The organism is Micromonospora sp. ATCC 39149, from assembly GCF_000158815.1.
Taxonomy (GTDB): Bacteria; Actinomycetota; Actinomycetes; order Mycobacteriales; family Micromonosporaceae; genus Micromonospora.
Map to the genome: position 1 here is coordinate 816435 of NZ_GG657738.1, position 6057 is coordinate 822491.

Genomic DNA, 6057 nt, shown 5'->3' on the forward strand with positions numbered 1-6057 from the left:
TTGGGGCTGCAGCCGGTAGTAGCGGCCAGTGGTGCCGGGTGCAGCCCCCGGCAGCTCCGGCGTCTCGTCACGCAGGTGGATGGTGACGAGCGCGATGTCCGTGGTGCCGCCGCCGATGTCGACGACGAGGCAGTTCTCGATCCAGTGCCGCTGCCGGCCGGGAGCCGGGCGGAAACGGGCCCGCAGCGCCTCGATGCCGATGGCGTAGTTGGCGCCGAGGTCGCGCATCAGGAAGAAGAGCGCGGCAGAGATCGCCTCGTCGTAGCGCAGGTCGGCCTCGCCTACGCCGAGCACGTCGGTGAGCACCCGCGCCAGGCGTTGCCGGGCCGACGGCGGGGCCATGGTCGGGTAGGTGGCCACCACCTGGTCGACATGGCCACTCTCCAGCCGGTCCGGGTGGGCCCGGGTGAACTCGTCGGTGCGGTCGAGCAGGAAGCCGAAGGCTCCGCCGAGCAGCGCCTCCAGGTCGACCGTGCGGTGGTCGTCGCGCAGTTCGACGCGGAAGCCCGGCTCGTCCAGGTGGTGCTTGAGGCCCCGCACGGAGGCCAGCGGCGTGCCGTCGCCCAGCGGCGGGCCGAGACGGACGCGAAGATCCGGGTCGACCGCGGTGACGTCGAGGCGGCTCGGGACCTCCTCCGCCTCGATCGCGCTGTCCAGCCGCACCGGGAACAGGGAGTGGTGTTCCAGGGCCGGGGTCGCGAACGCGGTGTCGTAGCAGCGGTGCAGGCGGCCGGCGAGCCAGGCCGAGAAGGGCGCGGTGCCGCCGGGCTGGGCCAGGTCGAGCGCCAGCAGCACCCGGTGCAGGAGGCCGCCCCCGGTGGCCTCGTCGCCCTCGACGGCCTCGACGAGGCCCTCGACGTCGGTGCCGGTCAGGTTGCCGGCGATCCGCTCGCGCAGGGCGGACCACTCGGCGCGGCAGGGCTCGGCGCGCGGCGTGGCGAGCTCGTCGTCGGCGGGCTCGGCGCGGAGCAGCGCCACGGTCTCCCGGCACAGGACGGCCCGCTGGTCGGCCGGCATCGGCAGCTGCGGCGGCGGCCGGTACGGGTCGTAGAGGGTGACCGTGGAGTTGGTGGTGCCGAAGTCGACGGCGGCCAACCCGCCGTGCCGGTCGGGGAAGCGGCGGATGGTCGGCCGGATCCGCCGTCCGGCGCCGGGCGGGTGGAGGTCCTCGGTGCTCATCTGCCCTCCTCGTCGGTGCGGGGCCACTGGTCGTCCTCGTCGAGCAGGGCCTCCACCCGCCGGGCGACGGCCTGCGGGGGGTCCGGCTCGGCGGCGGGATCAGTGCCGGCCAGCGCCCGGATCTCCGCGTCGGTGCGGGGCAGGGCGGCGCGCAGCTCCCGCAGCGCGTGACGGATGCCATCGACCCGGCGTGCCTGTTCCACGGCCAGGCCCTCGACGGCCAGCCGGCGGACGGCCTCGACCAGCTCCCGGCGCAGCCGCATGACGGTCACCTGGTGCCGGCCGTACCCCTGCGGGTCGTGCCACGGCAGGAGCCGGTCCGGGGCGAGGGGGAACGCCTGCCGCGCGGCGTCGGCGTCGACGGCCGGCGCGCCGTCGGCCGGGCCGGTCGTGGGCAGCCAGTCGAGCTGCACGGCGCGCCGGAGCGTGGCCAGCACAGCGTCTGCGCCCTCCCGGACCAGCCGCTCGCGCACCGGTTCGACGCCGTCGAGCAGCTCGGCCTTGAGCGGGCCGAGCCGCGCGGAGCGGCGTAGGCGCCAGGCGGCGACCGTCGCGTCGACGACCTCACCGATCACCGACGGCAGCTCCCGGAGGGTTGCGCGGAACCTCGCCTCGAACTCGTCGGGGCGCACGGGCGGTTGCTCCCGTTCGAACCCGTCGCCGGGCTGCACCAGCTCGTCGGTGACCGCCGCGAACAGAATCGCCCACTGTGGCCAGGAGTGAACCCGGGCCACCACCCGCTGGGTGACCGCGTCCTGCGGGGTCATCCCAGCGGCCGACCGGGCGTCGGGGCCGGCGACACCGCGTCCCACGTCGTCGATCAGCGCGGTCAGCTCTGCGCCGATGCGGCCCACCAGGTCGCGCAGCCGTTCCTCGGCGGGCAGGGGCGGCGGCGGGGCGGCCGGGGACTCCTCGTCGAGCGCCGCGACGGTCTCGCGCAGCACCCGGCGCAGGTCCAGGTGGGCCGCGTGGGCCCGGGCGGCGCGCGCCGCGCGGCCGGCGTCGCGGCCCGCGCCGAGGACGGCGTCGAGCAGGTCGTCGGCGCGGGCGGGGGCGAGCGGACCATCGCGCAGCGCCGCGCTGTCCGGCCCGGCCAGGACGGTCGTGCGGGGGTACGCCTGCACGACCCGCTCGGCGTCGTGCCGCGGGCCGGGTAGCAGCACGGCCGCGCTGGCGGCGCGCAGTTCCCGCTCGATCAGCCAATCGGCGCGGCCGGTGCGCAGGCGGGGGGACAGCACCGGCAGGTCGACCAGTTCGAGGGGCTCGTCGCCCAGCGGCCACCGGGACCGGGGCACGTCCACCTCGACGGTGACCCGGCGCACGGCGGGGAAGATCCGGTGCAGGACGTTCTGGGCGAGTTCGGTGGCGGGGGGCGTACGGTCCGGACGCGGTGGTGTCGGGGAACGGTGGGTAGGGAGACTGCCCCGCCGACGTGGAACGGCATCGTCGCCTGGGGCACCGCGTCGAGGCGGGCCGGGACCGCCTCGACGCCGAGCAGATGCTCGGCGAAGACCTCGGCCCGGTGCAGCGCGACGAGTTCGGTCAAGGCGGCCCGGCACTCCGCGTCGGCGCCGGGCCACAGCCGCCGGGCGCACGCCAGCGCCTGCGCCCAGTCGGCGGCCGGCGCGAGCCCGTCGTCGAGCAGGTCGAGGATGTCGGCCCGACAGCCCGCGATCTCCGCGCGGTCCAGGAAGGACACCGAGACGGTGCGGACGGCCGCCCGCTCCCCGGCGACGGCGCGCAGGCGCGCCACCGTGACGTACCCGAGGGTGGATCGCTGCGGGGTGAGGGCAGGCGCGTCCCCGCCGAGCAGCGGCTGCCACAGGTGGTGGCTGACGACGTGGTCACCGGTGCCCTCGGCCAGCAGGGCCACGGAGATCGGCGCCTCGGCGGCCCGCACGACCAACGCCGCGGCCGACCGGGCGGAGTCGGCGTGCGGGCCGCCCGGCAACGCCCCGGTGACCGCGGCGAGCAGGCGCTCGGCGCGTTCGCGGCTCCGCGCTGCGGGATCTGTGCGCTGTATCGGCACGGTTGTCCTCCGGTCAGGGGTACGGCCGGCCGGGCCGTCGTTTGGCCAACGTCGGGCCACCGACGATCAGCAGATGAGGAGGGGACGAATCAGGAGATGATGCGGGAATTGCCGCGCTCGGCGTCGGCGTGGACCGACTGTAGTCGGGTGGCTGGAATTGTCGGTGTCGGCCTTCGGACACTTTTTCGGCGCCATTCAGGAAAGGCCACACGGCTCGGATCAGCCGTCCGAATGGCTGAGCGCAATCGTCGGACGGCGTCCCGGGGGTGAACGAAGGAGGCCATTCGAACGAGTCACCCCCGGCCCTCGCCTCCTACTTCGGCGGCAACCGGCCACGTCCGAATCCGTCCTCGCGCGCGCGGTCGAGAAACTGCACCCGGTGCTCGATCGGCCGGCCGGCGCGCGCGTATTTCTCCTTGATCCGATCGAGGTAGGTCCTTACCGTGCCGGGCGCTATTCCCAGCACCCGGCCCACCGCCTCGACGGTGCACCCACTGCCGTAGGAGACCAGCACCTCCCGTTCCCGGGCGGACAGATGGGGGCGTTCCGGTCGGGCGTCGCGGCCGAGCCAGAACGCGTGCTCGGTGGTCATCGGCGTCTCGCCGGCGGCGACCTGCCGGATCACGTCGGCAAGGACGCCGAGGTTGTTGGCCTTCAGCACGTACGCCGAGGCACCGGCCTCGGTGGTCGCCGCGATGTAGACCGGATCCGGGATCACCGACACCACGACGACCGTGTGCCCGACGGCCACCAACCGGCGGACGTTGTCGGCGGGATCGGTGAAGTTCTCCAGGTTCAGGTCGAGGATCACGATCCTCGGCCGTCGCGTCGCCGCCAGGAACTCGTCCACCGAGACGGCGAGCGCCGTGAGCGTGATGTCCGGCAGGCGGCTCATCCAGGCGGACATGCCCTCCAGCAGCATCTGGTCGTTGTCGATCGCGCCGATCTCGATCATCGCCGCCATGAGACCTCCACCATCGTTCCCTGATCAGGCGCGGAGTCGATCGCGACCCGGCCGCCCACCTCCACGACGCAGTGCCGCAGCTCGCGCAGGAGCCCCCGGCCGGGGTTGACCGCCTCCGGCCGGAAGCCCCGGCCCCGGTCGACGACCTTGAGCGTGACCCCGCCGTCGCCGCCGACGGCGGTCAGCCAGGCCTCGTCGGTGCCGGCGTGCTTGGTGACGTTGGTCAGCGCCTCGCTGACCGCGTTGGTCAGGGCCTGCTCGACGTCCTCGGGCAGGCGGTCGGACAGGTCGTGGAACTGCGAGTGCACCTGCAGGCCCAACGCCTGCTTGTCCCGGACCACCCCGGCCAGCGCGCTGGCCAGGTTCGCCATCGGGCCGCCGCTGCCGGCGGTGACCAGCCCGCGCAGGTAGTCGGCGTCGCGCTGGGCGAGCGCGCGCACCTCCGCCTGGCGGTGGTCCAGCCGGCCCCGGCGATCATGCTGAGCGTGGTCAGCACAGTGCGGTGCAGCGCGTCGTACTGGCGGGTCCGCTCGTCGAAGCGGGCCTGCGCGGCTGCCTCCCGCGCCCCGGCGGCCAGCGCGGCCTCGGTGGCGGCGTCCAGTTGGTCGGCGCTGCCTCGCAGGTAGCCGGCGACCACCGCGGCCAGCACTGCGAAGCCCAGCAGCGATACCGCGTTGACGGTGATCGCGCCGAACCCGTCCGGGCTGCCCACCAGTTCACGGAGGGACCCGACCAGGTACCCGGCCACGAGCAGGGCGACGGCCGCCGTCGCCGGCCAGCGGGGCGCGAACGCGGCGGCCACGATCGCCGCGCCCATCGCCGGCGGCAGGACCCAGTGCTGCCAACCCGTGTCGCACGAGGCGACGCAGGCGGCCGGCACCAGCAGCAGCCCGAGCAGCGCCACCAGCACATCGGCGTACACCCAGCCGTGGCCCATCCGGCCGGCGCGGCCCGCCCGGACGAACAGCAGCACCGTCCAGGCGACCGTCAGCAGGTAGCCGGCCAGGACCAGGGCCGGCAGCCGGTACATCCGCAGGCCACCGATGAGCGGCACCGGTATCCAGACCGCGAGTTGCACGACCCGCAGGCAACCGGCCGCCCAGATCAGCAGCGCGTTCACCCGCACCGCGGCCTTCCCCCGGTTCAGCACCCCTGTTTGCGCCACGTTCCGACGATGGCACGTCGCGCTTGCACGGGACAGTCGGCATATCGGCGGACACGCGCGCCCGGCCGCGACACCCGATGCGGATTTCCTGCGATTAGTCGCCGGACGGGCATTGACGAATCGAATAGCGGACTGCCACGCTGGCACGGCCGAAGTGGCGTACCCCTCTCACCATGCCAACCGTTCGGATGATTCATGCTGCAACAGATGGGGCACATTCCCTGCCATCGGGTCGATGCCGCAGTGCGCGCCGCCGAAGATCAACTGTCGGCTTCCGGAAGTCGCTCCGCGGCAGAGCGCCTCGTGTTGCTGTGGAGGCTTTGCGACGCATTGCAGAGCCGATTCCTCTGCACCAATTCCGCCGCCGACCTGAATAGCGCGATCGACGCCGCGCGCACCGCGCGGGAGCTGGTGCCCCGGGCCCGGCCCGAGGCGCGGGTGGTCGCGGTCCGGCTCGCGTCCCTGCTCGCCGTACGGCGTCGGCCCGACGACGAGGAGGAGGCGTTCGCGGCGCTCACCGCCGCCCAACGGACCCTGCGCCCCGGCGGCGGCGAGCACGCGGCGCTCGACTTCATGATCGCCGCCATGCTGCTGCCCCGGCATCTGCGCCACCGCCGGGAGGAGGACCTGACCGCGGCGGTCGAGCGGCTGGAACGGGCCATGCCCGTTTGGACCGGGAGGCCGCCCGGGACCGGCCCAACCCGCAGCACACCGCGATGA

Annotated in this window: 6 protein-coding genes; 1 reads left to right on the forward strand and 5 read right to left on the reverse strand. The window is 74.2% G+C overall.

Annotation, left to right across the window (positions count from 1 at the left end; genetic code table 11):
* The 5 genes from MCAG_RS33330 to MCAG_RS33335 form a co-directional block, all read right to left on the reverse strand.
* Positions 1–1179, reverse strand: a 1179-nt coding sequence (locus MCAG_RS33330; RefSeq protein WP_007071545.1) for a hypothetical protein, incomplete at its 3' end; no start/stop codon positions are given.
* The gene (locus tag MCAG_RS03225; protein ID WP_036372134.1) at positions 1176–2501 is read right to left on the reverse strand and encodes a hypothetical protein; all 1326 of its coding nucleotides are present in this window, start codon (positions 2499–2501) and stop codon (positions 1176–1178) included. The genes MCAG_RS03225 and MCAG_RS33330, both read right to left, overlap by 4 nt.
* A gap of 1020 nt (positions 2502–3521) precedes the next feature.
* The gene (locus MCAG_RS03230) at positions 3522–4172 is read right to left on the reverse strand and encodes a response regulator transcription factor (protein ID WP_007071547.1); all 651 of its coding nucleotides are present in this window, start codon (positions 4170–4172) and stop codon (positions 3522–3524) included.
* Entirely contained in the window at positions 4160–4480 is a 321-nt protein-coding gene (locus MCAG_RS03235) for a sensor histidine kinase (protein WP_036372136.1), read from the reverse strand. The genes MCAG_RS03230 and MCAG_RS03235 overlap by 13 nt, the downstream gene beginning before the upstream one ends.
* Entirely contained in the window at positions 4420–5337 is a 918-nt protein-coding gene (locus MCAG_RS33335; RefSeq protein ID WP_198141483.1) for a hypothetical protein, read from the reverse strand. Before MCAG_RS33335 ends, MCAG_RS03235 begins: the two co-directional genes overlap by 61 nt.
* A 330-nt stretch (positions 5338–5667) precedes the next feature.
* Here MCAG_RS33335 and MCAG_RS03245 point away from each other — a divergent pair, with 330 nt between their 5' ends.
* Entirely contained in the window at positions 5668–6057 is a 390-nt protein-coding gene (locus tag MCAG_RS03245; RefSeq protein WP_036372140.1) for a hypothetical protein, read from the forward strand.

What these genes read in the sequence shown, in the direction of transcription:
- MCAG_RS03230 (WP_007071547.1), bottom strand. Translation starts at nt 4,172, where the DNA reads ATGGCGGCGATGATCGAGATCGGCGCGATCGACAACGACCAGATGCTG.